This window comes from Adlercreutzia sp. CNCM I-6215 (assembly GCF_977072315.1).
Map to the genome: position 1 here is coordinate 1 of NZ_CDRVMA010000008.1, position 24,594 is coordinate 24,594.

The 24,594-nt window shown below is 64.6% G+C and carries 23 protein-coding genes and 2 tRNA genes; 4 read left to right on the top strand and 21 right to left on the bottom strand.

Annotation, left to right across the window (positions count from 1 at the left end):
• Nucleotides 1–230 precede the first annotated feature (230 nt).
• Nucleotides 231–1,406, top strand: a complete 1,176-nt coding sequence (locus ACW4LP_RS07285; protein ID WP_455803667.1) for a DUF3810 domain-containing protein — start codon at nt 231–233, stop codon at nt 1,404–1,406.
• Nucleotides 1,407–1,448: 42 nt separating this feature from the next.
• Here the strand turns inward: ACW4LP_RS07285 and cimA are convergent, their stop codons facing one another.
• Together cimA and ACW4LP_RS07295 are read right to left on the bottom strand one after the other, a co-directional pair.
• Entirely contained in the window at nt 1,449–3,050 is a 1,602-nt protein-coding gene (gene cimA / locus ACW4LP_RS07290) for a citramalate synthase (protein ID WP_279054826.1), read from the bottom strand.
• A 103-nt stretch (nt 3,051–3,153) separates the two neighbouring features.
• Nucleotides 3,154–3,669 carry a GNAT family N-acetyltransferase gene (locus ACW4LP_RS07295; RefSeq protein WP_302223062.1) on the bottom strand — a complete coding sequence of 172 codons (516 nt, stop codon included), beginning with the start codon at nt 3,667–3,669 and terminating at the stop codon, nt 3,154–3,156.
• Between the two features lie 251 nt (nt 3,670–3,920).
• On the opposite strand from ACW4LP_RS07295, the gene ACW4LP_RS07300 reads away from it, so the two are divergent.
• A complete protein-coding gene (locus tag ACW4LP_RS07300; protein ID WP_022739635.1) occupies nt 3,921–4,190 on the top strand; it encodes a hypothetical protein in 270 nt (89 codons plus the stop codon).
• Nucleotides 4,191–4,589: 399 nt separating this feature from the next.
• Entirely contained in the window at nt 4,590–4,799 is a 210-nt protein-coding gene (locus tag ACW4LP_RS07305; protein WP_022739634.1) for a hypothetical protein, read from the top strand.
• A 73-nt stretch (nt 4,800–4,872) separates the two neighbouring features.
• Here ACW4LP_RS07305 and ACW4LP_RS07310 read toward each other — a convergent pair whose 3' ends face one another.
• Complete coding sequence (locus tag ACW4LP_RS07310; protein WP_302223063.1) at nt 4,873–5,886, bottom strand: Abi family protein; 1,014 nt, start codon at nt 5,884–5,886, stop codon at nt 4,873–4,875.
• Nucleotides 5,887–6,347: 461 nt separating this feature from the next.
• Here ACW4LP_RS07310 and ACW4LP_RS07315 point away from each other — a divergent pair.
• Nucleotides 6,348–6,421, top strand: a tRNA-Gly gene (locus tag ACW4LP_RS07315).
• Between the two features lie 44 nt (nt 6,422–6,465).
• Here the strand turns inward: ACW4LP_RS07315 and ACW4LP_RS07320 are convergent.
• The 18 genes from ACW4LP_RS07320 to ACW4LP_RS07405 form a co-directional block, all read right to left on the bottom strand.
• Nucleotides 6,466–6,541, bottom strand: a tRNA-Arg gene (locus ACW4LP_RS07320).
• A gap of 124 nt (nt 6,542–6,665) precedes the next feature.
• Nucleotides 6,666–7,583 carry a thiamine pyrophosphate-dependent enzyme gene (locus tag ACW4LP_RS07325; RefSeq protein ID WP_455803668.1) on the bottom strand — a complete coding sequence of 306 codons (918 nt, stop codon included), beginning with the start codon at nt 7,581–7,583 and terminating at the stop codon, nt 6,666–6,668.
• Entirely contained in the window at nt 7,580–8,770 is a 1,191-nt protein-coding gene (locus tag ACW4LP_RS07330) for a transketolase C-terminal domain-containing protein (RefSeq protein ID WP_302223066.1), read from the bottom strand. The genes ACW4LP_RS07325 and ACW4LP_RS07330 overlap by 4 nt, the downstream gene beginning before the upstream one ends.
• Entirely contained in the window at nt 8,767–9,204 is a 438-nt protein-coding gene (locus tag ACW4LP_RS07335; RefSeq protein ID WP_161127432.1) for a 4Fe-4S binding protein, read from the bottom strand. The genes ACW4LP_RS07330 and ACW4LP_RS07335 overlap by 4 nt, the downstream gene beginning before the upstream one ends.
• The gene (locus ACW4LP_RS07340) at nt 9,188–9,859 is read right to left on the bottom strand and encodes a 2-oxoacid:acceptor oxidoreductase family protein (protein ID WP_161127431.1); all 672 of its coding nucleotides are present in this window, start codon (nt 9,857–9,859) and stop codon (nt 9,188–9,190) included. The genes ACW4LP_RS07335 and ACW4LP_RS07340 overlap by 17 nt, the downstream gene beginning before the upstream one ends.
• 90 nt (nt 9,860–9,949) lie before the next feature.
• The gene (locus ACW4LP_RS07345) at nt 9,950–10,606 is read right to left on the bottom strand and encodes a LysR substrate-binding domain-containing protein (protein WP_455803669.1); all 657 of its coding nucleotides are present in this window, start codon (nt 10,604–10,606) and stop codon (nt 9,950–9,952) included.
• 98 nt (nt 10,607–10,704) lie between these two features.
• Complete coding sequence (locus ACW4LP_RS07350) at nt 10,705–12,048, bottom strand: phenylacetate--CoA ligase family protein (RefSeq protein ID WP_455803670.1); 1,344 nt, start codon at nt 12,046–12,048, stop codon at nt 10,705–10,707.
• 341 nt (nt 12,049–12,389) lie between these two features.
• On the bottom strand, nt 12,390–12,701 hold the full coding sequence (locus tag ACW4LP_RS07355; RefSeq protein ID WP_302223070.1) for a holotricin-3: 312 nt from the start codon (nt 12,699–12,701) through the stop codon (nt 12,390–12,392).
• Between the two features lie 8 nt (nt 12,702–12,709).
• Entirely contained in the window at nt 12,710–14,293 is a 1,584-nt protein-coding gene (gene gatB / locus ACW4LP_RS07360; RefSeq protein WP_173113471.1) for an Asp-tRNA(Asn)/Glu-tRNA(Gln) amidotransferase subunit GatB, read from the bottom strand.
• Nucleotides 14,294–15,787, bottom strand: a complete 1,494-nt coding sequence (gene gatA, locus ACW4LP_RS07365; RefSeq protein ID WP_173113473.1) for an Asp-tRNA(Asn)/Glu-tRNA(Gln) amidotransferase subunit GatA — start codon at nt 15,785–15,787, stop codon at nt 14,294–14,296. It abuts the gene before it with no gap.
• Nucleotides 15,787–16,098, bottom strand: coding sequence for an Asp-tRNA(Asn)/Glu-tRNA(Gln) amidotransferase subunit GatC (gene gatC, locus ACW4LP_RS07370; RefSeq protein WP_173113476.1), 312 nt, complete (start codon nt 16,096–16,098; stop codon nt 15,787–15,789). Before gatC ends, gatA begins: the two co-directional genes overlap by 1 nt.
• A 144-nt stretch (nt 16,099–16,242) precedes the next feature.
• Nucleotides 16,243–16,962, bottom strand: coding sequence for a 7-cyano-7-deazaguanine synthase (locus ACW4LP_RS07375; protein ID WP_455803671.1), 720 nt, complete (start codon nt 16,960–16,962; stop codon nt 16,243–16,245).
• Nucleotides 16,963–17,056: 94 nt separating this feature from the next.
• Entirely contained in the window at nt 17,057–18,184 is a 1,128-nt protein-coding gene (locus tag ACW4LP_RS07380) for a TIGR02452 family protein (RefSeq protein WP_227070599.1), read from the bottom strand.
• A 66-nt stretch (nt 18,185–18,250) separates the two neighbouring features.
• The gene (locus ACW4LP_RS07385; RefSeq protein WP_455803672.1) at nt 18,251–19,444 is read right to left on the bottom strand and encodes an MFS transporter; all 1,194 of its coding nucleotides are present in this window, start codon (nt 19,442–19,444) and stop codon (nt 18,251–18,253) included.
• A gap of 40 nt (nt 19,445–19,484) precedes the next feature.
• On the bottom strand, nt 19,485–20,204 hold the full coding sequence (locus ACW4LP_RS07390; protein ID WP_161127425.1) for a Fic family protein: 720 nt from the start codon (nt 20,202–20,204) through the stop codon (nt 19,485–19,487).
• Between the two features lie 17 nt (nt 20,205–20,221).
• Nucleotides 20,222–21,295, bottom strand: coding sequence for a redox-regulated ATPase YchF (gene ychF, locus ACW4LP_RS07395; protein ID WP_161127424.1), 1,074 nt, complete (start codon nt 21,293–21,295; stop codon nt 20,222–20,224).
• Between the two features lie 230 nt (nt 21,296–21,525).
• A complete protein-coding gene (locus ACW4LP_RS07400; RefSeq protein WP_041714440.1) occupies nt 21,526–22,908 on the bottom strand; it encodes a sodium-dependent transporter in 1,383 nt (460 codons plus the stop codon).
• 166 nt (nt 22,909–23,074) lie between these two features.
• Entirely contained in the window at nt 23,075–24,196 is a 1,122-nt protein-coding gene (locus ACW4LP_RS07405) for an aldo/keto reductase (RefSeq protein WP_161127423.1), read from the bottom strand.
• Nucleotides 24,197–24,594 lie beyond the last annotated feature (398 nt).

Genomic DNA, 24,594 nt, shown 5'->3' on the forward strand with positions numbered 1-24,594 from the left:
GCTGACGCACCTGGAGTCGCATCCCTTCCTGAGCCTGGCCAACCGCGTCAGCATCGGGGAGAGGTACGGCTATATGTCAATGGTGGTTTAACAGCGGGTCTTTGGGTTCTCAAACACGGAAACAAAACCATTACCATGTAAGTCTTCTTTTGCTTGCGCCCCCGCACACCTGCATAATAGCGTCTATGGAAAAATCCGAGACATACCGGTTAAAGCGGCTCTGGCTTTTGATGCCGGGCGTGGCGGCGCTTGTGCTGACCTGGGTGGCGAGCGCGAACTCGCCGCTGACCGAGGCGTGGTTCTCGCGGGGCGTCTACCCGTGGCTGTCGTCGGCGTGGGGGTTTCTGCCGTCGCTGGCGCCGTTCTCGGTGGCGCAGTGGGTCGTGGTGGCGACACTCGCGTTCTGCATTGGGTGGCTCGGCTTCTACCTCGTCGCCTTCGTACGTGGGCGCGGTCGGCGGCGGTTCGTGCTGTGGCGCGCGCTGACCACAATGCTCGCCGTGCTATCGGTGGCCTATTGCATCTTCGCCCTCATGTGCGGGCTGAACTACTACCGCCACACCTTCGCCGAGGACGCCGGATTCGAGCTGAGGGAATCTTCCACCGCAGAGCTGACAGCGCTCTGCGAGAACCTGGCCGCTAACATGAACGAGACGCGCGCCGAGGTAACTGCGGCAGCCGGCGCAACCAAGGAATCGGGGGCGAATGGCGGCGACGCGACGACGGGCGCCGAAGGCACCGCCCGAACCGATACCGAGATGGCCGCGATTCCCGACGAGTACGCCGAATCCCGCGGCGGCTTCTGGACCTACTCCCACGAGACCGTCGCGAACATGGAGGCCCTGGCCGAGCGCTATCCGGCGCTCGCCCGTCCGTTGTACTCCCCTCCCAAGCCCGTGCTCTTCTCGGAGCTGATGAGCTACGCCGACATCGCCGGCATGTACTTCCCCTTCACCGTGGAGTCGAACATCAACACCGACGGGCCGTTCTTCACCATCCCCGCCACCATGGGGCACGAGATGGCCCACCAGTGCGGATTCATGCGCGAGGACGAGGCGAACTTCATCGGATACCTCGCCTGCAAGGACGCAACCGACCCGCTCACGCGCTACAGCGGCTACTCGCTGGCCTACGACTACGCCCTCTCGGCGCTCGTCAAGGCGGATCGCGATACGGCCGTTGCCGTGAACGACGGGCTGTCGGAAGAGGTGAAGGCCGACCGCCGTGCGCGCGCTGAGTACCTGAAACAGTTCGAAGGCCCCGTAGCCGAGGCATCAAACGCCGCCAACAACGCCTATCTGAAGGCCAACCAGCAGCAAGACGGCACCCGCAGCTACGGCCGCATGGTAGACCTCCTCCTCGCCGAGGCCCGAGAAGAGAAGCCCGAGGAAACGCCAACCGACTAATATCCAAGGCAACCGAGCATCTTCGCCGAGGGATACGAAAACCTACTTCCCCGCCCGTACACGGGCGCGGAAAAGGCCGTATTCCAGGGAATCGACGAGCGCGTTCCAGGAGGCCTCGATGACGTTTTCCGAGACGCCCACGGTGCCCCAGGTGTCTACGCCGTCGGTGGCGGTGATGGTCACGCGGGTGATGGCGTCGGTGCCCTGGGACTCGTCGAGCAGACGCACCTTGTAGTCGATGAGCTCCATGGCCTCCACCTGCGGATACGACGCCACGATGGCCATGCGCAGGGCAGCGTCCAGGGCGCCCACGGGGCCCGCGCTCTCGCCCGTGGCGACAAAACGCCCCTCCCCCACGTGGATCTTCACCGTGGCCTCGGACAGGGCGTCTTTGGCCAGCGCGCCCGTGTCCTCGCGATCGTCCACGATGACGCGGAAGCTCTCCAACGTGAACGCCGGCGCGTACAGCCTCAGGTGGCGCATGAGCAGAAGGCCCAGCGAGCCGTCGGCCACCTCGTAGGTGAAGCCGGCCGCCTCGCGCGCCTTGATGTCGTCGAGCACCGCCTGCACGTCCACGCCGGCCGCTTCCAGATCGAAGCCGAGGCTTCTCGCCTTCGCCAGAAGCGATGCCTTGCCGGCCAGCTCACTCACCACTGTGCGGCTCGTGTTGCCCACGGCGGCGGGGCTCACGTGCTCGTAGGCGGCGGGGAACCGCGCGATGGCGCTGGCGTGCAAGCCGCCCTTGTGGGCGAAGGCCGAAGAGCCCGTGTAGGGATGATGCGCGGGCATGGACACGTTGCAGAGCTCGGCCACGTACTGGGCCACGCCTGTAAGCTGGACGAGGCTGCGGTGCCCCACGCATTCCGCACCCATCTTCAGCTCCAAGTCGGCGATGACCGTGAGCAGGTCGGTGTTGCCCACGCGCTCGCCGATGCCGTTCACGGTACCCTGCACCTGCGTGGCGCCGGCGCGCACGGCCGCGAGCGTGTTGGCCACCGCGCAACCGGAGTCGTTGTGGCAGTGGATGCCGAAAGCCTGGCTCGGGAAGGCAGCGACTGTGGCTGCGACGATCTGCTCCACTTCGAAGGGCAGCGCGCCTCCGTTGGTCTCGCAAAGATCCACCGAATCGGCACCCGCCTCCACGGCCGCCCCCACGCAGGCCAGGGCATAGTCGCGGTTCGCTTTGAAGCCGTCGAAGTAGTGCTCGGCATCGAACACCACATGCCGGCCAGCCGCCTTCAAGTGGGCCACCGACTCGCCGATCATGCGCAGGTTCTCTTCGAGCGTCGTTTGCAGCGCGCGCTCCACCTGGGCGTCCCACGTCTTCCCGACGATAGTGACCACCGGCGCCCCGCACGCGATGAGGTCGGCCAACCCGGGATCCTCGGCAGCGGCGACGCCCTTCTTGCAGGTGGAACCGAAGGCCGCGATTTGGGCGTGCTTCAAATCCATAGCCGCCACTTCGCGGAAGAAGGCCACGTCCTTGGGGTTCGACGCAGGGAAGCCGCCCTCGATGTAGTCGATGCCGAACTCGTCGAGACGCCGCACGATGGCGAGCTTGTCGGCCAGCGAGAGCGTGATGCCCTCGCATTGCTCCCCATCGCGCAAGGTGGAGTCGTAGGTGTAGATGCGCGTCGCGGTCATAGATGCCTCCCCGAATCTCTGGTCGGGTGCCATTATAGCGCCCGCAAAGTCATCCGCACGCTTTCGCCTTCCCGATGCAGCTGAAGCCCCCGTTTTCGACCGCCTAACCTAGAACCTTCTCGAAGGCGATGCGCGGGGCGCCGGCCTCGGGGCCTTCCGTCAGCGTGATGTCGCCGCAGGGGACGAAGCCGAACTTCTCCACCGCCCGGCGCATAGGGGCGTTGTCGGCATGGGTGTCGATGCGCACGGAAACCATGCCGTCGACAGCCGCCTTTTCGCAGGCGAAGGCGAAGAGCTTTCCAATGATGCCGCGCCCCCGACAGGCCGGATCCACGGCGCAGCGGTGCACCGTGGCGTAGGGACCGTCGGTCAGCCACTCCCCTTCCAGAGTCTCATAAGCGGCCTCGGGCTCATCGGCGTAGCGGAACACAGCCACCACGCGTCCCTCGTCCAGGGCAACATAGGCGGCACCTGCCGCCACGTCAGCCTCCCAGGTACCCCGGTCGGGATAACCGCACTGCCACTGATCGATGCCCATAGCGGCCATGTTGGCCCGGGCCTGCTCGGTGATAGCGACCATGGCATCCACCTGCTCCGGTTTCGCGACGACGATTTCCATGAAAACCTCCTATCAACTGCGCCGACATGCCCGGCGCCCATTTCCCGACGCCACTATAGCAGACCGATGCCGGCCGTGCCCGATCGGCGGAACAGGCCGTCCTTTCTTCGGCGCGCGTTACAGTTCGGGGAAGGAAAAAAACGGGCCGTTCGAAGGAGCATTGGCAACGCGTACAATCATCGCGAAAAGCATCTCTGCGACCTGGCCCGGTACCCGACCTTCGGCCGAGGCGCGCCCGACAGGAGGTCGCTATGAAGCTCGTTCCCGTGAAGCAGGCCCAGGCCAAGCTCTTCAACGCTCCGGCCGACAAAGGACTGAAGTCGCTCACTCTGGCGACGTTCAAGAAGGACCGCTCCCTCACCCTCGAGCGCGACGGAGAGGGCTGGCTCCTCGTCGAGGACGGCTTCGAGAAGAGCCGCTCTCCCCTGCCGCCGGGCGCTGCCGGCAAGCGCCTGCTGAAGGAGGCCTTCAAGCGCGAGTTCCCCCGCAGCGCCAACGCCTATTTGGCAGAGGTTCGCTAACGCGGGCGCCCCGCTCAGTCGCCGAAGCACCCCGAAAATGCACGAGATCGCGAGCTATAAGCGTCCGATCCCGCCGATGAAGACCCGTGCTCTGAAAAGCTATTGAGAAATGCCTGGTCAGCGAATTGGAGCCGATTTGCAAGCCTTAAGTTCCGAGTCATTCGCACCCTCGGGACGCTTACAACTCGCGATCTCGTGCATTTTTCAGGCAGTTCGTCGCCCCGGAGTTCCAAACCTCCGGATATCGACACCGGTTCGCGACACCCGATCCTCCAAAGGCAGTCGCGCGGATCCGATCCCGGCCCTTGGAAAGGGCCGCCCTTCGGTGCTGCCACCTAGGTTGCCGCACGTTCTCTGGGGCCACTATCTTCTTCATCCCGAATACGGAAAGGTGGCCCCATGGCAGCAAGCGCAGAATACGCCCCGCCGAAAGAGCTCGTCAACGTTAGGGTGCAGTCCTCGGGGAAGCTGGAAGGCGCGGCATCGCTCCTTGAGATGCTTGAGGACAAGGCCGACAACCGGAGGATAACCGCCTCCGAGCTGGCAGCCGTGCGCTGCATCGTGGAGACCTGCGCGGCGAACCTCGACGGGGTCCTGGAACACGCCTAGATAAAACTAGGGCCAGTCCCAACAGGACCGGCCCTTGCAAAACCTTGCGGTTTTTCTACGTGCGATTATATTCTCAAATATCCCGCACCGCGTCAATTGTCTTGGCGAGAAACGACAGGAACGACACGAAGGCGTTTTGCTCTCCGTACCTTTGGCAGTGGTCCTTCAAAGCACCCGACAGCTCGACGAGCGCAGCCTTTGTATCGGATGATCTCTGACCCTCGATAGTGTCGAACACCGCCAGCGTCGTCACTAGCTGCTGCATCCCCTCGTTCCTCATCTTCTCCTTGCGAGCTCTGGCGCTTCCAACCTCTCTCCCCGACAGCCACTCCATGATTCTGTAGCGGGGTGCATGGCTTGCGCGGTTCCCGTCTGTGAAGCCGTTTATGATGCAGCTTTGATGGGCGCAGCAGTTGCGCACCGCCTTAACACCTGTCAGCTCGTAATGCCTGTTCTCAAGCGCCTTGTCGCCCCAACGGTCAGCGCAGAACAGAAGGAAGGCCAGCAGCGTGCCGAAGGGAACTACCTCCAGAAACACCCACACCGGCATCGCGGAGCGGTAATGCTCGATGAGGTTCCCTGAATAAGTGTCGGCACCTCCTGAACTCCCTGCACGCGCCTTTAGCCCCCGCGCTATTGAATTGCGGTAAGTGGCTCTCTGGCCTTGCATGAACTCTGAAACGATGCCGTACCCGTCTTCTGTTGGATCGTCGGCCAACCTAGCGATGAGCCTCGTCTTGGCGATCCGCTCGATGTCGCCCGTCACGGCGAGGAACGTGCGTCTCAACCTGCCGTCCAATGCATCGAGGTCAAGCAAGTCTGCGAAATCCAGCTTTACGTATTGGCCCGCCTTGCCTCCTTCGCGGTGAACCTGGAACAACTTCCAGTACGCGGCGGTGTGCAGGAACGTGTCCCTGCCCGACAGCGCCTCGATGGCCTGCTCCTCGCTGCAGCGATCGAACGTGACGCCTTTCGCCTTCAGCAGTTCGACCTGTCCTTCGGGCGTCAGCATGGGCTTCAATCCTTGCGCCTCGTGCTCGCCTTCGTCCAGGCCCCAAGCGGTGTATGTCTTTTCCGTTTCTTCCATGCCCCTATTCTACGCAAGCCGTCATCGCCCAGAAACCATGCGTTCCCGAAAGCGGAACATCGCCGCAACGGGACAGCTTCCCCCGTCGCCATCCGACCTCCACGGGCGCGGCCCCAGCCCCCGGCGTCCTCGATGCCCGGATGCTCGGCCGGGAACCGGGCGGCGCGCAAGGGCCGCGAAAACTTTTCCGCAAGAGTACCCTACGCCCTACGCCCCTCGCCGTACCTTCGTGATGCTGAACCTCGCCAATGGGGAGAACATCAAGACCGTATCGGTGCTCTTAGGTCACGAGAGCACCGATACACACTCGACCCGTATGCCGACTACGTGCTCACGACCGGCGTCGGCTGGGCATCCGCTATATGAATTTCCTTAGATCCTACGATGTTGCCGCTTAATGGAATATTCATCGGGTTTGTTTTGGAAGGCGAATCAATTGGGGTATAATCCCCTCTACCTTTGCGGGTGTAGTTCAATGGTAGAACTCCAGCCTTCCAAGCTGATAACGCGGGTTCGATTCCCGTCACCCGCTCCAGAAATGCCACGGCCCCGTCACTGCGACGGGGCCGTTTTCTTTTCTGGTGCGCCCAGTAGGAATCGAACCTACAACCTACGGATTAGAAGTCCGTTGCTCTATCCGTTGAGCCATGGGCGCTTAACGTTCGCCGGGTTGTCCGGCCGCAAGCCATTATAGCGCATCTTCTCGCGCGGCAAACCTCGGAGACGAACCCGCGCCCTCAGCGCTCGAAAACGGCGCGACTCGCAGCACCGGCCCTTTCCTACCCCCACGTCTCGCGCATGTAGGACCAGCGCTCGTCGCGGGCGCGCTCGATGAGGGCCAGATCGGCTCCGTCGTCGGCGGAGAAGCGGCCCTGGCGGCGCAGGTAGGGCTCGATGGGTTTGAATTGCTTGGGGTCGCGGTTCAGGCGGAAACTGCCGCCAGGCGTGCCCGTGAGCGCCGGGCCCTCGTACTCGGCGAGGTACCACAGGCCCGTATCCACGATTTCCTTCGCCACATCCACCATGTCGGCCGAGGGAAAGCCCCAGCCCACGGGGCACGGCGCCATCACGTGGATGAAACGGGTGCCCTTGATATCGCGCGCTCGTTCCACTTTCTTGATAAAGTCGTTCAGATATCCCACCGAGGCCGTGGCCGCGTAGGGGATGCGGTGGGCCGCCTCGATGTCGAACAGGCTCTTCTTCTGCGTGAGACAGCCGTGCTCGTGCTTTCCGGCCGGCGTGGTCGTGGTGGAGGCGCCGAAGGGGGTGAGGCTCGACTTCTGGATGCCCGTGTTCATGTAGGCCTCGTTGTCGTAGCAGATGTAGAGCACGTCGTCGTTGCGGTCGATGGCGCCGGAGAGCGCCTGCAAGCCGATGTCCGCCGTGCCGCCGTCGCCGGCGAAACCCACCACGGTGACGTCCTCGGGCGCCGCCCCCTGGGCGCGCAGGCCCGCCTCGATGCCCGAGAGCACCGCCGCCGTGGCCGCAAAGGGCGTGATCATCGCGTTGTTGCCGAAGGCCAACTGGGGGAAGTTGAAGCCGGTGGCGCTCATGCAGCCGGCGGGCAGCGCCGCCACCGCATGGGGGCCGAGCACCTTGAGCGCCTGGCGCACGGCCAGGGCGCCTCCGCAGCCGGGGCACGCCTTGTGCCCGTAGAAGAACTCCTCGTCGGTAATGGTGCGCGCGTTCACCGTCATCGCTGGTCCTCCTCTCCCTCTTCGATGCCGAGGAAGACGACCTCACCCGAGGCGCCCTCCCCCGCTGCCAGCGCTTCCAGGCGCGCGAAGGCGCCGCGCACGGCCTCGCGGCTGATATCGTCGCCGCCGAGGCCGCCGATGAAGTTCGCGCTCGGTCGCGCGATGCCCGCACGGGCGAGCGACGCCAGCACGTTGGCGTACACGGTGCCGGTGCCGCCGAAGGAGATGTCCTGTTCCAACACGCCCACGGCCGCCGCGTCGGCAAGCGCCCGGGCAAGAGCGACATCGGGCATCGGCCGCAGGTAGCGGATGCGCAAGACACCTGCCCGCTTGCCCGCTGCCCGCAGCTCGTCGGCCACATCGCGGGCAAGGCCAGCCGCCGAGCCCAGCGTGACGAGCACGAAATCGGCGTCCTCGCAAAGGTAGGCGTCCACCATGCCGGGATACGCCCGGCCGAACACCTCGGCGAAGAGCGCCTCCACCTCTTCCACCACCGCCTCGGCGGCCAGCATGTCGCGGTGGTGCCAGTACTGGTAGTAGCGATTGAAGTCCGGGCCGGCTGAGTAGCCGATGTTCACGGGGTTCTCGAAATCGAACTTGTTGGCCGCGCGGTAAGGCGGCAGGAAGGCGTCGGCCTCATCGGCGGTGGGAACTTCCACTGACTCGTAGGTGTGGGTGAGCGCGAAGCCGTCCACGTTCACCATCACCGGCAGGCTCACGCGCGGATCCTCCGCCACGGCATAGGCCATGAGCGCCAGATCGAGCGCCTCCTGGTTGTTCTCGGCGTACACCTGGATCCAGCCATGATCGAGCAGCGACAGCGAGTCGCGCTGGTCGCCGTAGATGTTCCAGGGCAGCGCGAGCGCGCGGTTCGCGTTCATCATCACGATGGGGAACCGGCCGCCCGAGGCGTAGGTGAGGCACTCGGCCATATACAGCAGCCCCTGGGACGAGGTGGCCGTGAACGTGCGCGCACCCGTAGCGGACGCGCCGATGGCGGCGGAGAGCGCCGTGTGCTCGCTCTCCACGTGCAGGTACTCGCAGGCGAGGCTGCCGTCCTCGACCATGGAGGCGAGCGCCTCCACGACCGTGGTCTGGGGCGTGATGGGATAGGCGGAGATCACCTGGGGCCGGGCGAGCCGCACCCCCTCGGCGAAGGCCTCGTTGCCGGAAAGGAACTTCCTCATGCCGCGCCTCCTTCCGTCGCCGGGCCCATCTCGGCCGAAGGCGAGGTCTCGTCCAGGGTCTCGGCCGTCTCGGAAGCGCCCTCGTTCTCGCCGGCATGTTCGTCCACCATGGCGATGCAGGGCACGGGACACACCTTCGCGCACACGCCGCAGCCCTTGCAGAAATCGTAGTCGACGACGACGGCCACGCAGGCGCCCTCGTCGTCGCGCACCTTTGCGATGGTGCCGTCAGGACAGTACATATAACAGTTGAGGCAGAGCGTGCACTGCTCAGCGTCGATGACGGGGCGCACGCTGCGCCATCCGGCGTTCACCGAGGTGAGGTGCCCCGCCTCAAAGCACGTGGAACGGGCGAACTGGCTCGGGCGCACGGCGAGTTCCTCGCGCAACGTGGGCGTGAAGGGGCGGCGGCTCTGACTAGCAATCGCGGACATCGAAATCCCTCCCCTCTCCCTCGACGAGCATCTCGGCGGCCAGCGAGAACATGGCGTCCTTCTCGGAAAGCACGGCGGTCACATCCGTCGCCGCCTGCTCGGCGGCCACCAAATCGCGCGTGGCGGCGATCTCGCGGGAGGCCACCTCGGCGAAGGCGGCATCCACGATGCGTAAGTTCTTCGCGTGCAGCTTCTCGGGCATGGTGGCACAGATGCCGGCATGGATGTCCTCGATGGTCACGGCCGCCGTGAGCGCGGGAATGGCCCCGAGAAACACCGTGTTGGGAATGGGGCGGCCGAGCACGGCAGCGGAAATGCCGTCGGCGTCGATTCCCAGAATGCGCGGGTCGTCAAGGGCCCGCTTCGTGTTCAGCAGCATGAGGCCGCCGGGGGCGAGCTCGTCCTCCCAGCCGTCTTCCACGAGCGTCTCGTCCAAATAGATGACGAACGCGGCCCGATGCACGGCGCTGCGGTCGCCAATGGGAGCGGTGTCGATCTTCGTGAACGCCCGCATGGGGGCGCCACGCCGCTCGGGGCCGAAGGTGGGGAACGCCAGCGCATAGGCGCCTGCCGACAGCGCTGCGGCCGCCCCCAGGCACCGGGCCGCCGTAAAGGCCCCCTGCCCACCCCGGGCATGCCAAATGAATTCCAGCATAGTGGTTCCTTACGTGAAAAGAAAGGGACGGGTCTCTCGCCCGTCCCTTCATTATACCTGTCGTTGCCTCACTGGCAGCATCGCTCTTCCCTATCGGTTCGCGTACAAGTCCAAGCTGCGTGCGAGATGGCTTACGAAGCGCTCGCCCATGACGGACAGCTCGCGGTTGTCGGCGGTCACGTAGCCCAGGTGCAGCTTGAGGTCGGTCTCAAGCGGAATGGTGGTGAGCGCGCTGCCGTCGGTGATGCCCACGAGGATGCCGCTCGTCACGGTGTAGCCGTTGATGGCCATGATGAGCTCGGTGAGCGAGGCGCGATCGGTGCAAGCCACCTTCTTGGCGCGCGGCACCTGCGAGAGCGCCTCCTCAAAGAAGGCGATGGGGGCGTCCTCCCCCTGATCGAAGTACACATAGGGGAAGTCGGCCAGCTGCTCGAGGGTAAGGCTCTTCGCGTTCACGAAGGGGTGGCTTGACGGCAGGGCCACGAGCGGCGCGGAGACGGCCAGCTCGTGGAAGGCAAGCCCCGCCTCGGCCAGCGCCCCGTTCAGGGCGCTTTCCGTCTCGGAGGTCTGCATGATGACACCCAGCTCGGCGGCCCCGGAGGCCACGTCGTCGATGACGCCCTGGGTCGTGCGGTCCAAAAGCGCGTAGGAGAAGGCGTCGCCGCCGGCCGCCAGGATGGTGTGGGCGAAGGACTGCACGTCGAACAGGTAGTGCTGCCCGGAAATGGCGAAGTCGTAAGAGGTCATGTAGGTTCCCTTCTTCGGTGGGATCTCTTCAAATGGAATGATACCCGATGGCCGGACGAAAACGCCCCGCCCGGCCATCGGTTTGCACGTTCGTTGCCTTACTTCGCGCTGCCGCGCTCGTCGATGAAGCGGCTCGCCTTGTGCTCGGAGGACGTGCCGAGCTTGCCGGCGTCGTAGACGATGACGCGGGCCGGCTTCACGCCGGTGTGGGCCTTCAGCGCCGCCGTCACGCGGGCGGCCACGGCGTCGAAGGGCTCGTCGGAGCCCTGGGCGCGCTCCACGGACACCTCGTAGCGGGTGGAGAAGTTCTCGTCGTACACGCGGATGAGGTACTCGCCGGTGAGCCCCTTCTCGGCGCGCACCACGTACTCCACGTCGGAGGGGAACACGTTCACGGCGCCCACGATGAACATCTCATCCTTGCGGCCAGTGATGTGGATGCGGCCCAAGGTGCGCCCGCACTCGCACTTCTCGGTGGAGAAGTAGCCGATGTCACCGGTACGGAAGCGGATCATGGGACGAGCCTTCTTCATGAGCGTGGTGTACACCAGCTCGCCCACGCTGCCCGGCTCGAGCACCTCGCCGGTGACCGGATCCACCGTTTCCACGAGGATCTGGTCCTCCACGATGTGCAGACCGTCCTTCGCCTCGCACATGGCCGCGCAGGCGCCGTAGATGTCGGAGAGCCCAAAGAAGTCGACCACCTTCGCGTCCCACAGCTCCTCGATGGCCTCGCGGGTGCTCTGGATGGAGCCGCCCGGCTCGCCGGCCACGATGATGGTGTGGATAGAGAAGTCGGTACGCGGGTCGAGGCCCTTCTCCTTGATCTTCTCGCCGAGCGTCCAGGCATAGGACGGGCTCGTCCAGATGATGGTGGGCTGGTACTGCTGCAGCACGAAGATGAGGCGGTCGCTCGGCACCGCGCCTACCCAGATGGCGAGCGCGCCCAAGCGCTGGGCACCGATGACGTCCGGGCCGCCCACGTACAGGGCGAAGTTCAGGCCGTGCACGTAGCGGTCGGTCGGGCGCATGCCGGCCTGCCAGAACAGCCGCGCCTCGGTGTCCTGCCACAGATCGAAGTCCTCCTGGGTGAACGGGCTCACTGTGGGCACGCCCGTGGAGCCGGACGAGGTGGCCATGAAGATGACATCCTCCTCGGGCACCGAGCACATCTCGCCGAAGAAGCTGCCCACGTGCTGGGTCTCGCGCTCGGTCTTCTTGTCGATGAAGGGGAATTTCTCCAAGTCCTTGAGGGTCTTGATGTCCTCGGGTTTCACGCCGGCCTCGTCGAAGGAGCGCTTGTAGTACACCGTGTTGTCGTAGGCGTAGCGAACCATCTCCTGAAGGCGCTCAAGCTGCATGGCCTCCAGTTCGGCACGCGGCATGCACTCGATCTCGGGATCGTAGTACTTCTGGTCGTAGGGAATGTTCTTCTTCGCCATCACTGCTCCTCGTTCGGGTTCGGTCTTCCGGATGTCGGGCGCGGATCGCCCGACTGGATAGCGCCGAGCGACCAACGCCCGGCGGGGTTTCGTGGGTCAGTATGATGCCCGAAGCCGCCCGCGCGCACAAGGGGAAACGGCATACGGAATAGGGAAAGCCCGCCATCGGCGACCCCGATAGCAGGCTTTCATCTGGGAAAATGATTGGATAGGGCGTGGGTGCGGGATTGTCCCCCGCGCGCAGGTTGCGCAGCGAACGGAACAGCCCAGTGGGCTGTTCCGCCGAGCGAGCCATTGCTTGAGCACGGGGGATAATCCCGTACCCACGCCCGGACGACCTGCTATACCCCCATCGTCCCTTGAGCAGCCATCACGGCCTGGGACATCTGGTAGGACAGCGCCACCATGCCCACCAGCACAATGGTCACGACGATCTTCACCGCCACGTGCCACGTGCAGGCGCCCCTCCACATGAGCACGAGCCCCACCGGCCACAGCACCACGAGGAAGAAGATGATCCAGAAGGTCTGGTCGTACCACTTCTTCTCGTCGCCCGTCCCCACGATGTCGTTGGCGTTCTCGCGCGTGCGCCCCTGGCCGCGGTGCGTCCAGTCGCCGTAGCTGTTGCCGTTCTCGTCTTTGAAGATGCCCATGGTTGCTCCTACTCGGCGAGCTTCTTCGCCAGAAGCTCGTTGATGATCTTGGGATTGCCCTGGCCGCGCATGGCCTTCATGCACTGGCCGACGAAAAAGCCGATAACCTTGGTGTTGCCGTCACGGTAGCGGGCCACCTCATCGGGGTTGGCGGCGATGACCTCGTCCACCACGGCCTCGATGGCGCCGGTGTCCGACACCTGCTTCATGCCGCGGGCCTCCACGATGGCCTCGGGATCCTTGTCCTCGTCCATGATGGCCGCGAACACCTCCTTGGCCTGCTTCGAGGAGATAGTGTCATCCGCAAGCATCTTCACAAGCGAAAGCGCCCGGGCCGCCGTCAGCGGCGTGTCGGCGAGCAGCGTGCCCTCGTGGGCGTTCAGCCACGCGGCCACGTCGTTGATGATGAGGTTCGCGAGCGGTTTGGCGAACTTGCTGCCGTCCGCCTCGGCTTTCGCGAGCGCCATGCACTCGTCGAAGAAGTCGGCCGTGGCGCGGTGGTCCACCAAATGCCGCGCATCGTAGGAGGTGAGCCCGAAATCGGCGGCGAAGCGCGCGGCCTTCTGGTCGGGCAGCTCCGGCAGCTTGGCGCGCACGCCCTCGATGAACTCGTCGGACAAGTCGTAGGGCGCCAAGTCCGGCTCGGGGAACAGGCGGTAGTCGTCGGCCGTCTCCTTCACGCGCATGACGATGGTGCGCTTAGCAGAGGGATCCCAATGGCGCGTCTCCTGGTAGATGACGCCGCCCTCCTCGAGCACCTCGGCCTGGCGGCAGATCTCGTAGGCCAGCCCGTCGTGCAGGTTCTTGAAGGAGTTCATGTTCTTCAGCTCGGTCTTGGTGCCGAAGGCCTCGGTGCCGCGGCGGCGCAGCGACACGTTGCCGTCGCAGCGCAGGGAACCTTCCTCCATGGAGCAGTCGGATATGCCCAGAGCCAGGTAAATCTGGCGCAGCTTCTGCATGAACAGGCGCGCCTCCTCCGGCGTGCGCAGATCCGGCTCGGTCACCAGCTCGATGAGCGGCGTGCCGGCGCGGTTGTAGTCCACGAGCGACTGGGTGGCCCCGGCGATGCGGCCCTCACCGCCGCCGAGGTGCACCATCTTGCCGGCGTCCTCCTCCATGTGGATGCGGGTGATGCCCACGTGGGCCACGTAGCCGTCCTCGGTGCGGGTGATGTTGCCGTCGCTCTCGCCGGGGGCGAGCGCGTCCAGGCGGTAGCGCTCGGTCGCGCCCCGGCCGTCCACGTCCAGGTCGAGGTGGCCCCGCATGCAGAACGCGATGGGGCCCTGGGTGGTCTGGAAGTTCTTGGCCATGTCGGGGTACATGTAGTTCTTACGGTAGAACATCGAGTGCTTCTCGATGTCGCAGTTGGTGGCAAGACCGGCCAGCACGATGGACTCGATGGCCGCGCGGTTGGGCACGGGAAGCGCCCCGGGCAACCCCAGGCACACCGGGCAGGTGTGGGTGTTGGGGGCCGCGCCGAACTCCAACTTGCAGCCGCAGAACATCTTGGTTTCCAGCGTGGTCAGCTCCGCGTGGATCTCCAGACCGATGACGGCCTCCCAGGTCTCGAATACCTCTTCGAGGGTCTTCATTTACGCACCCACCTTTCCGTCGGCAAAATCGGGGGCGACCGGAGCCGGACCGTAGACCGCCTCCAAAGCAGCGGCCGCGCGGAACATGTTCGCGTCCCTAAATGGGGGGGCGATCAGCTGCACGCCCACGGGAAGCCCCGTGTCGGCGCCGAGGCCCACGGGAAAGGACAGGCCGCCGTTGCCGGCGATGTTGATGGAGATGGTGAACATGTCGCCCAGATACATCTCAGTGGGGTCGCCGATCTCGCCCAGCTTGTAGGCCGTGCGCGGCGCCACCGGCGCGAGGATGACGTCCACCTTCTCGTAAGCCGCCGCATAGTCGCCCGTGATGAGGGTACGCACCTGCTGAGCCGGGTAGTAGTAGGTGTCGTAAACGCCGGAAGAGAGGAGATAGCTGCCAAGCAGGATGCGGCGCTTGGCCTCGGCGCCGAAGCCGGCGGCGCGGCTGGCCTCGTACTGGCCGCCCAAGTCCTTGTGGCCCGGATCGCAGTAGCCGTAGCGCACCGAATCGAAGCGGGCCAGGTTGCTGAAGGCCTCGCAGGGGCCGAGCACGTAGTAGGCGCTCATGGCCGCCTGGGCGTGGGGCAGCTCCACTTCCACCAGCTGGGCACCCATCTTCTCCAAGGCCGAGGCGGCTTCCTCCACCTTCGCCTTTACCTCGGGGGCGAGGCCGGCCGCTTCCATGAAGGCCGGCACGATGCCAATTTTCATGCCGCGGACGCCTTGCGCGAGGTTGGCTGCGAAGTCCACGTCGCACGGCTGGCTCGTGCAGTCCAGCTCATCGCGGCCCGAGATTGCGTTCAGCGCGAGCGCCGCGTCCTCGACCGAGCGGGCGAAAGGACCCACCTGGTCCAGTGAGCTGCCGAAGGCCACCACACCGTAGCGCGACACCACGCCGTAGGTGGGCTTAACGGCCACGAGCCCGCAGAACGAGCCGGGCTGGCGGATGGAGCCGCCGGTGTCCGACCCGAGCGCCACGGGCGCAAACCCCGCTGCCACAGCCGCGGCGCTTCCTCCCGAGGAGCCGCCCGGCACCCGTTCTAAATCCCACGGATTGCGCGTGGGGCCGAAGGCGGAGGTCTCGGTGGAGCCGCCGAAGGCAAACTCGTCCATGTTCAGCTTGCCGATGGGAATGGCGCCGGCGCGCAGGGTGTTCTCCACGCAGGTGGCCGTGTAGGGCGACACGTAGTCGCGCAGCATGTTCGAAGCGCAGGTGGTGTGGGTGCCCGTGAGGTTCAGGTTGTCCTTGTAGCCCACCGGAACGCCGGCAAGCGGCCCCATCTCGGCGAGGCGCCCCTCGGCGATGGCTTTATCGATGCGGGCCGCGGTGTCAATCGCCAGAGCCTCGGTGGTTTCCAGAAACGCATGCACCGTCTCATCGGCGGCGGCGATGCGCGCAAAGGTGGCCTTGGCCACTTCCGAGGCCGAGAACTCCTTGGCGGCAAGACCCGCCTGAAGCTCGCGAATGCCCATTTCTCCGAAAGCACGCGCCATTAGCGGTCACCCCCCTCTCCCAAAATGGACGGGATGAGGAAGCTGCCGTCAGCTTGCTTCGGGGCATTCTCAAGCGCCACTTCCTGGGTGAAGCTTCCGCGAATCTTGTCCTCGCGCATCACGTTGGAGAGGTCGCCGATGGGATGGAACGTGGGCTCCACGCCGTCGAGCTCGAACTCGGTGATGGGCTTCAAGCTGTCGATGATGGCGTTCAGGTCGGCCGTCATGGTGACGACCTCCTCGGCCGTAAGACCGATGCGGGCGTACTCGGCGATGCCCCGCACGTCGGTCTCAGAAAGATGCTGCGTCATGAATCGCGCTCCTTCTCCGGGAACGGCCGCGCCGTTGCGCCCGGCACTCCCGGTTCGTTAAGTCAACCGCTCCATGATAGCAAAAGCCGCGCCGCCCACGCTCCCCGTGCCCACCGAGCGCGAAGATTTAACAGAGCGGGCGACTCACAGTCCGCGCATTCGGGCGGCCTCCTTCAGGGACGCTTCCGTGATCGACTCGCCTTGGGGCACGTAAACGGCCAGGCAGGGAAAGCTCGGCTTGGCGGACATGAGCGCGCCCGGAGCCAAGCCGAAGCGCTCCTCCAAGCTGGCAAGCACATGGCGCACGTTGGCCTTGGTCATACCGGCACGGCGCAAAGGCGACACCACCCCCGCCTCGGCCAGCGCCTTGAAACCGGGGCGCCGTTCGGGATCGTCGGTAGCGTTGGTGCCGTCCACGATGACCGTGAACCCATCGGCCGCCGCCGTCCGACGCACTTCGTCGAAGATGAAGCGCTTGCAGAGATAGCAGCGGTCGGCGGGATTCGCGCAGATAGCCTCCTGAGCCAGCACGTCCGCTTCCACTACCGTGAGGGGCACATCCAGCGCCGCCGCCACAGCACGGGCGTCATCAAGCTCGAAATCGGGCTGGAAGGCAGTCTTCACCAGATAGGCGCGCACCTCGCACCCCGCCAGCTTCGCCGCCGCCAGAAGCAGCGCCGAGTCGCAGCCGCCCGAGAAGGCCACGGCCAGCTTCGGCTCGCGCAGAAGGTACATCTCAAGCGGCTCGCCGAACAGGTGCTGGCCCGGCCCCACATCCTCGGTGTCCTCGGCGACAACGCTTTCGGAATCCACCGCCGCTTCCGCGCTCTTTTCCTCGATCTCTGCGACTTTCGTTACTTCCATACTCGCCTTCTGTACTATATCGGGCGACGCGCCGAAGCCACACGCCGCCCGATTCGTTCTCTTCTATGCTCTGCCCCTCAAGGAGCAGCCATCCTTAGCGCAGCGTGACGCCCTCGGGCAGTTCCACGTTGCGCCAGTCCTCGTCATCGCCTTCGCGGTCGTTCTCGCCCTCGGCGACAACGACCGGCGCGGGGCGCTCGGGCTCCGGGGCGCCGAAGGCCTCGCGGAAGGCATCGGCGTGCATGCGCGGCACGGCGAACACCACGTTCGGCACGGCGCCAGGGTGTTCCGCGATCCAGTTCTGGATGAGCTCGATCACCTGCTCGACAGGGTAGCCGTTGCGACCGCAGCCGAAGGCGCCCACGATGAGCGTCTCAGTGCCGTTGGCGGCGGCGATGCGGAAGATGGCCTCGATGCGGTCGGCGAGCGCCTTGTCGCACTCGCGTTCGGAACGGTGGTTCTCCAGGGCGAAGGCACGGACGGGTTCGGCGATGACCAGCACGTCGGCGCGGCGCACATCGCCCCCGCGGGAGAACAGCACCTCGGGCACGTACAGAGCCCGGTCGGTGAACAGCGAGCCTCGGCGGTAGTCACGGTTCTTGTCGTAGAAGTCGCGCTTGTGGGCTACAAGGATCGGGTACAGGTTGCTCTCGGAGCACAGGATCTGCTCCGGGCCGAAGGCGCCGTCCTCGTAGGCGCCGCCGGGGCGGGTGAAGGCGCCGGGATCCGCGATCATCGTCTTGCCCGTGGCATCGCGGTAGAGCGCCTCGGGGGCGAAAGAGGTCACGACCTTGACCGTCGTCTCCGTAGCCTGAGGCGTCGCAGCGCCCGCGGCTCCATCGGAGACCATCGCCTCTTCGGCTTCCGCAGCCTCGGCGTCTTCCTCGGCGATCTCGGCCACCTCGCGAGCCTCGACATTCCCCGCTTGGGCGCCATCGGCGTCGGCCTCGGCCATCTCCGCTGCGCGCTTCGCCGCCTCGGCGGCCGCAGCGGCCTCGGCGCCCCACAGAAGCGAGCGCCCCTCCCCTTCCTCGTAAATGCGCGCGTTCTCGATGGCCTCGTCCGTCTCGCGCCCGAAGGCGGCCTTCATGAGGCCCGTATGCCGCGCCGCCTCGCGCCGCCGCTCCTCCCGCTGCTCGTCCCGATTCGGACGACGCATATCGCGACCGCCGCGCCCTCGTTCGCGACCGCCACGCCCATCGTGCTCGTTGAACTCCGCCATACCGCTCTCCTTCCATTCAAATGATCCGCTCGCCATGATAATGCAATTCCGTGTCTCGCGCATCTTTTAGCGGCGCTGGACTCTCCCCCGCAGGCTCCATCCCAGAGCGATGGCCAGCGTGCCCAGGGCGGGCACGATCATGACGAGCCACATGAGCCCGTAGCCGCCCGTGATGCCGCCGGCCGCAGGCGCCAGAGCCTCGGCTACCGCGCCCCCGGTCACCGGCCCCACAAGCATTCCCAAATCGAGGCCCGTGAACATGGTGTTGCTGGCCGCCCCGCGCCGGTCGATGCCCACCGAGGCGAGCCCCATGGACTGAAGAAGCGGCGCGCAGCAGCCGAACCCCGCCGAGCCGATGACGGCGGCGAGCAGAAAGCCGGGCAAGCCCTGCGCGTAGAAGAGCGCTACATAGGAGGCAGCGAAGCAGATCGTCCCGAAGACGAGCACCCGGGGCGTTCCCACCCTGTCGGCAAGGCCGCCCAAAGCCGGCCGCGTCACCACCAGGCACAGCGCGTACACCACGAAGAACAGCCCCATGTCCGCCACGCCGCGCCCATAGCCGTAGAGCACCACGTAGGAGCCCATGCACGAGAACGAAACGGCGATGAGCATGAGGGCGGCCGCCTTGCCCACGGCCTCGCGGGCGAACATGCGGGAGAGTTTCAGCTGGTAGGGCAGGCGCTCGCGATAGGGCTCGCGGATGGCGAAGATGCCGCCCATGGCCACCACCAGAAGCGCCGCAGCCAGGAAGTACGCTGCCGAGAATCCTACAGCATCCACCAGGTAGAGTCCCGTGGCCGGCCCGATGACCTGGGCGAAGGACTGCGCCAGCGCGTAAATGCTGATGCCGCTGGCAAACTTCGTCGCCGGCAGGTACTCGGACACGAGCGACATCGCCAGAGGACCGCTGCACCCGATGCCCACGCCGTGGAAGAGCCGGATGGCGATGAGCACGCCCAGCGAATCGACGAACCCGTAGGCGAAAAACGACAGGCAGATGATGCCCTGAGCGATAAGCAGGAGCCGCTTGCGCGAGAAGCTATCGAAGGCGGGGCCGGCGAAGGGCCGCACGAGCAGCGCCGACAGCGTGAACGAGCTCACGACGACGCCCACCATGGAAGCCGTCGCCCCCAGCGAGTCGGCGAACACCGGCAACGTGGCATTGGCCATGAACGCCGCCATCGACTGGAAGAAGTTTACCGCCATCAGAATGACAAAGGGCGCACTCCAAACGGAATCTTTGGCTTTTCCCTCCGACATCGTCAATCACACTCAGTCTTTACCCGCAGCTCAAGCAGCATCAGGACAAATGCACATGCGGCACTAGAGGTAGGAAGCGGGCGGCGAAGTCGTCTTGGAAGGCGCGGCAGGTGTCAAGCAGCCAACCGGGCTCGTCTTCGTAGTTCGCTAGGCCGCGATAGTAAAAATGCTTCCTATCGTCGGGAACGATGAACGGCAACACACCATTGCGGAGGCATTCCTTGAACAGCACCATGCGACCGATGCGGCCGTTGCCGTCCTGGAACGGATGAATGCGTTCGAAACGGTAATGGAAATCCACTATATCCTCAAAGGCGCGTGAGCCGCCTTCGTAGCGCTCGATGAGCGACGCCAACTGTCCGGGAACCTCCTCGGGAAGCGTCGTCACAAGGCCGCCCACCTCATTGGGCAGCGCCTTGAAGACGCCAGGGGCAAAAACGGGATCGGAGGCCGCTTGCTCGGTGCCCTGCTTCAGCACCTCGTGGAAGGACAAGAGCAATTCCGGGGAAAGCGGTTCCTCCGCCGTGCCCAGCATGGCATCGAACAGACGGAAGTGGTTCGTTGCGTCCTGGATGTCCGCAAGGCGGGCGTGACCGTCGACGGTTCGCGTCTCGAATATCTGCCGGGTCTGCTCCTCGGTCAGGCGTGATCCTTCGATATGGTTCGAGTTGTAAGCCAACTCCACCTGAGTCTTGTGGTAGATGTTTCCCTCAAGCTTCAAGCGGCGCTGGCGACGGTATTCTTCAAGCAGCTCGCGCATTCAAATCCCAACCAGGGCTACACGTTGAACTTAAAGTGCATGACGTCGCCGTCTTGGACGACGTAGTCCTTGCCTTCCTGGCGGAGCTTGCCCGCGTCGCGGCAGCCCTTCTCGCCGCCCAAGGCCACGTAGTCCTCGAAGGAGGCCGTCTCGGCCTTGATGAAGCCGCGCTCGAAATCGCTGTGGATGACGCCGGCGGCCTGGGGGGCCTTCGCGCCCACCGGGATGGTCCAGGCGCGAGTCTCGGTCTCGCCGCTCGTGAAGTAGCTCTGCAGGCCGAGCAGGTGATAGGCCTCGCGGATGAGGCGCGCCAGGCCGCTGTCGGTGAGCCCCAGCGCTTCCATGTACTCCTTGGCCTCGTCCGGATCCATCTCGGCCAGCTCGGCGATGTCGGCCTCCACCTTCGCCGAAATCGGCACCGGGGTGCAGCCGTCGATCTCGGGCAGCTCGGCGTCCACGGCGTCCTCGTCCACGTTCGCGATGTAGAGCATCGGCTTCATGGTGAGCAGGTGCAGCTCGTAGATGGCCGCGACCTCGTCCTCGGTCAGCCCCAGCGTGCGGGCGCGATGGCCCTCGTTCAGGCCGGCGAGCACCTTGCGCGCCGCCTCCAGCTTCGCCGCGCCAGACTTATCGCGCTTGGCCTCCTTTTCCAGACGCGGGATGGCCTTCTCAACCGTGGCGATGTCGGCCAAGATGAGCTCGGTCTTGATAGTGTCCACGTCCGACTGCGGATCCACCTTGCCGGCCACGTGGGTCACGTCCGGATCGCCGAAGAAGCGCACCACCTCGGCGATGGCATCGGTCTCGCGGATGTTCGCGAGGAACTGGTTGCCCAGGCCCTCCCCCTGGCTCGCTCCGGCCACCAAACCGGCGATGTCCACGAACTCCACCGTGGCGGGCACGATCTTCGCCGGATGGTCGATTTCGGCCAGCGCCTGCAGGCGGTCGTCGGGCACCGGCACGATGCCCACGTTGGGCTCGATGGTGGCGAACGGGTAGTTGGCGGCCAGACCGCCCTTGTTGGTCATCGCCGTGAACAGCGTGGACTTGCCGACGTTCGGAAGCCCCACGATACCGATTGAGAGAACCATTAAAATTCCTTACTAGAAAGAGCGTTTCAAAGCTAAACCATTATAGAACTTTATTTTGCAATTCACAGGTTCGCCCAAGGAAGACAGCGAGGGCCCGACAGGTGCCTGCAATCGGCCCGCCTTTGGGCCAAGTTGGCTTTCGCCAACGCCGCGCCCAAAACAAGGGTCGAGTGCAGGTGCCTGTCGGACCCGCAGCGTCGAGGTGAGTTAGAAAGCCGAAGCTTTCTAACTCACATGGAAAAGAAGCCGAACTGAGCCGCGACGTAGGCGACCAGAATGATAATCACCAACACTGGGGCGATGTACTTGATCATGATCGTCCAAGCACCGGCGGCCGAGAACTTCGAGGAGATGCGCACCTCGTCGATGATGGTCTTGGGCTTCACGATCCAGCCGACGAACACGCAGGTGAGCAGGGCCACGATGGGCATGAGCACCGAGTTGGAGATGAAGTCCGCGAAATCGAGGATCGAGGAACCGGCCCCGAGCGGCTCGATGAACGACAGCCCGTTGTAGCCCGCGTTGATGATGGCGCCGGCGATGACCACGAAGGCGATAACGATGCCGAGGGCCTTGGCGCGCGTGCACTGAAGGCCGTCGTGCACGATGGAGACGAGCGTCTCCACGAGCGAGATGGCGCTCGTCAGCGCGGCGAACAGCACCAGCAGGAAGAACAAGAAGCCGATGAAGGTGGCCATGCCGCCCATGTCGACGAACACCGTCGGCAGCGTCACGAACATGAGCGAGGGGCCCGCCTTGGCGGCCACCGCGTCGCCGGAGCCCATGGCCACGAAGGCCGCGGACACGATGAGCAGGCCGGCGATGAAGGACACGCCCAGATCGAAGCCGCCGATACGCACGACCGAGGAGGTGAGGCTGTCCTGCTTGCGCATGTAGGAGCCATAGGTGATCATGATGCCCATGGCCAGCGACAGGCTGTAGAACATCTGCCCCAAGGCGCCGATCACGAGCTCCGGCGAGAACTTGCTGAAGTCCGGCGTGAGGTAGTACAGCGCGCCTTCCACAGCACCCGGCATGGTGAGCGTGTAGATGGCGATGGCGACGGCCATGATGATGAGCGCCGGCATCATGAACAGGTTCGCCTTCTCGATGCCGCCCTTCACGCCCAGGCCCACGATGACGAACACGATGGCCATGAACACGAGCATCCAGATGTAGCTCTCGGCGTTGGAGGTGATGAAGCCGGTGAAGAAGTCGCCGCCGTCGGCTAAGGCCTCCGGTCCGTTCACCAGGTAGGCCGCCGTGTACTTCGTCACCCAGCCGCCGATGATGCAGTAGTAGGGTGTGATGATGAAGGGCACCGCCGAAGCCAAAATGCCGATGAAGGCGTACTTCTTGCCGAAGGCCTTGAAGGCGCCGATGGCGGACTGGCCCGTCTTGCGGCCGAGCGCCGTCTCCAGCAACAGGAGCGACACACCGAAGGTGAACACGAGCACCACATAGGTGAGCAGGAAGGTGCCCCCACCGTACTTCGCCGCCAGATAGGGGAAGCGCCACATGTTCCCCAGGCCCACCGCCGAGGCGGCCGCGGCCAAAATGAACGCCCACTTCCCCGACCAGGAAGCGCGCTGCTTCTTAATCTCTCCTGCCATAGTCTTCCTTTCCCATTTCCAAGGCGCCCGCGCGCCCTCGCCTAGCTTGAAGGAACGGGCGGCTGCATCGCGCACGGTGCAGCCGCCCGTTGAAACTGTGTGATTATAGCGTGAAATTGACCTGAACACCCCATGTTTCCGAGAAACGGAGAACGCGGGGCGGCCACTACTCGAACAGCTTCACCGCGCGCTCAAGCTGGCTCACGATTTCGATATGCTGGGGGCAGACGCTCTCGCAGGCGCCGCACTGGATGCAGACGCTCGCCTTGCCGTCGCCGGTGTTCCAGTTGTAGTTCTCCTGGGCGCGGTAGGCATCGCCCATCTGGTCGTAGATGTTGAGCGACTGCATGATGGTGTTGATGTGCACGCCCTCGGGGCAGCCCTTCATGCAGTAGCGGCAGTCGGTGCAGGGCACGCCGGGCAGGGCGGCCAGCGTTTCGCGAGCGCGCTCGATGACCGCGTGCTCCCCTTCCGTCAACGGCACGCCATCGCGCATAATGGCGACGTTTTCGGCCACCATCTCCGGCGTGTTCATGCCCGAGAGCACCGCGATCACGTTCGGCAGCGACCCGGCAAAGCGCAAAGCCCACGAGGCAATGGACGCGCCGGGCTCGGTCTCACGCAGCACATCAGCCACGGCCTCGGGCAGCTTCACCAGCGTGCCGCCCTTCACCGGCTCCATGATGACCACGGGAAGCCCGCGCTCCTGGCACACCTCGTAGCACTTACGCGACTGGATGATGTCGCTCTCCCAGTCGACGTAGTTGATCTGCAGCTGCACGAAATCAACCTCGGGGTGCGCATCGAGCACCTTCTCCAGTTCCTCGGCGTTGTCGTGAATGGAGAAGCCGAACTTCTTAATTTTGCCCTCGGCCTTCTTCTGGGCGCAGAACTCCCACAGACCGTACTCCTCGAAACCGGGCGTGAGGCTCTCCCCCAGGTTGTGCAGCAGATAGTAGTCGAAGTAATCGACGCCGCACTCCTGAAGGGAGATGTCGAACATGGCCCGAGCCTCCTCGGCGTTCTTGGCAAGCCAAGCCGGCAGCTTCGTGGCGATGGTAAACGACTCACGCGGATAGCGCTCCACCAGCGCCTTCTTGAGCGCCCACTCAGACTTGCAGCCATGGTAGCCACGGGCGGAGTCAAAGTAGGTGAAGCCACCTTCCATGAAGATGTCAACCAGCTCGCAGCACTTGTCGATGTCGATGGACGTCGGATCATCCGGATTGGTCAACGGCAGCCTCATGAATCCGAACCCGAGCGGCGCCAACTTCTCTGCAGTCTCCATAGCGCTCCCCTTTTCTTGTGCGCACGCGCAAAATTACGATGCTTCTATCGTAGCAGAAATGCAGACCGTTCGTGCAGGAAGCGATCGATTGCGCACTGAAATCCGTAGCTACAGGCACGCAAGCTCGCAGAACGGTTCAACCAGCCAATCCTGTAGGCAAATCGGCGTTTATCAGCGTCCGAGAGCCGGAAAATGATTGAAATCAGCGGTTAGCAGCGTCAAAACACTGGTGGTGACGCTGATAAACGCCGATTCGAATACAGAAACGGCCAATCCGACCCCCCGAAAAGTAAGTTCAGCCAAACCTACGCTTGAACACCCGTCGAGACGGCTCAATAATCTCCGGCCACCCACCTGTCGCCAAGCATTGTTCGACTCTTCCAGGACCAACCGACAAC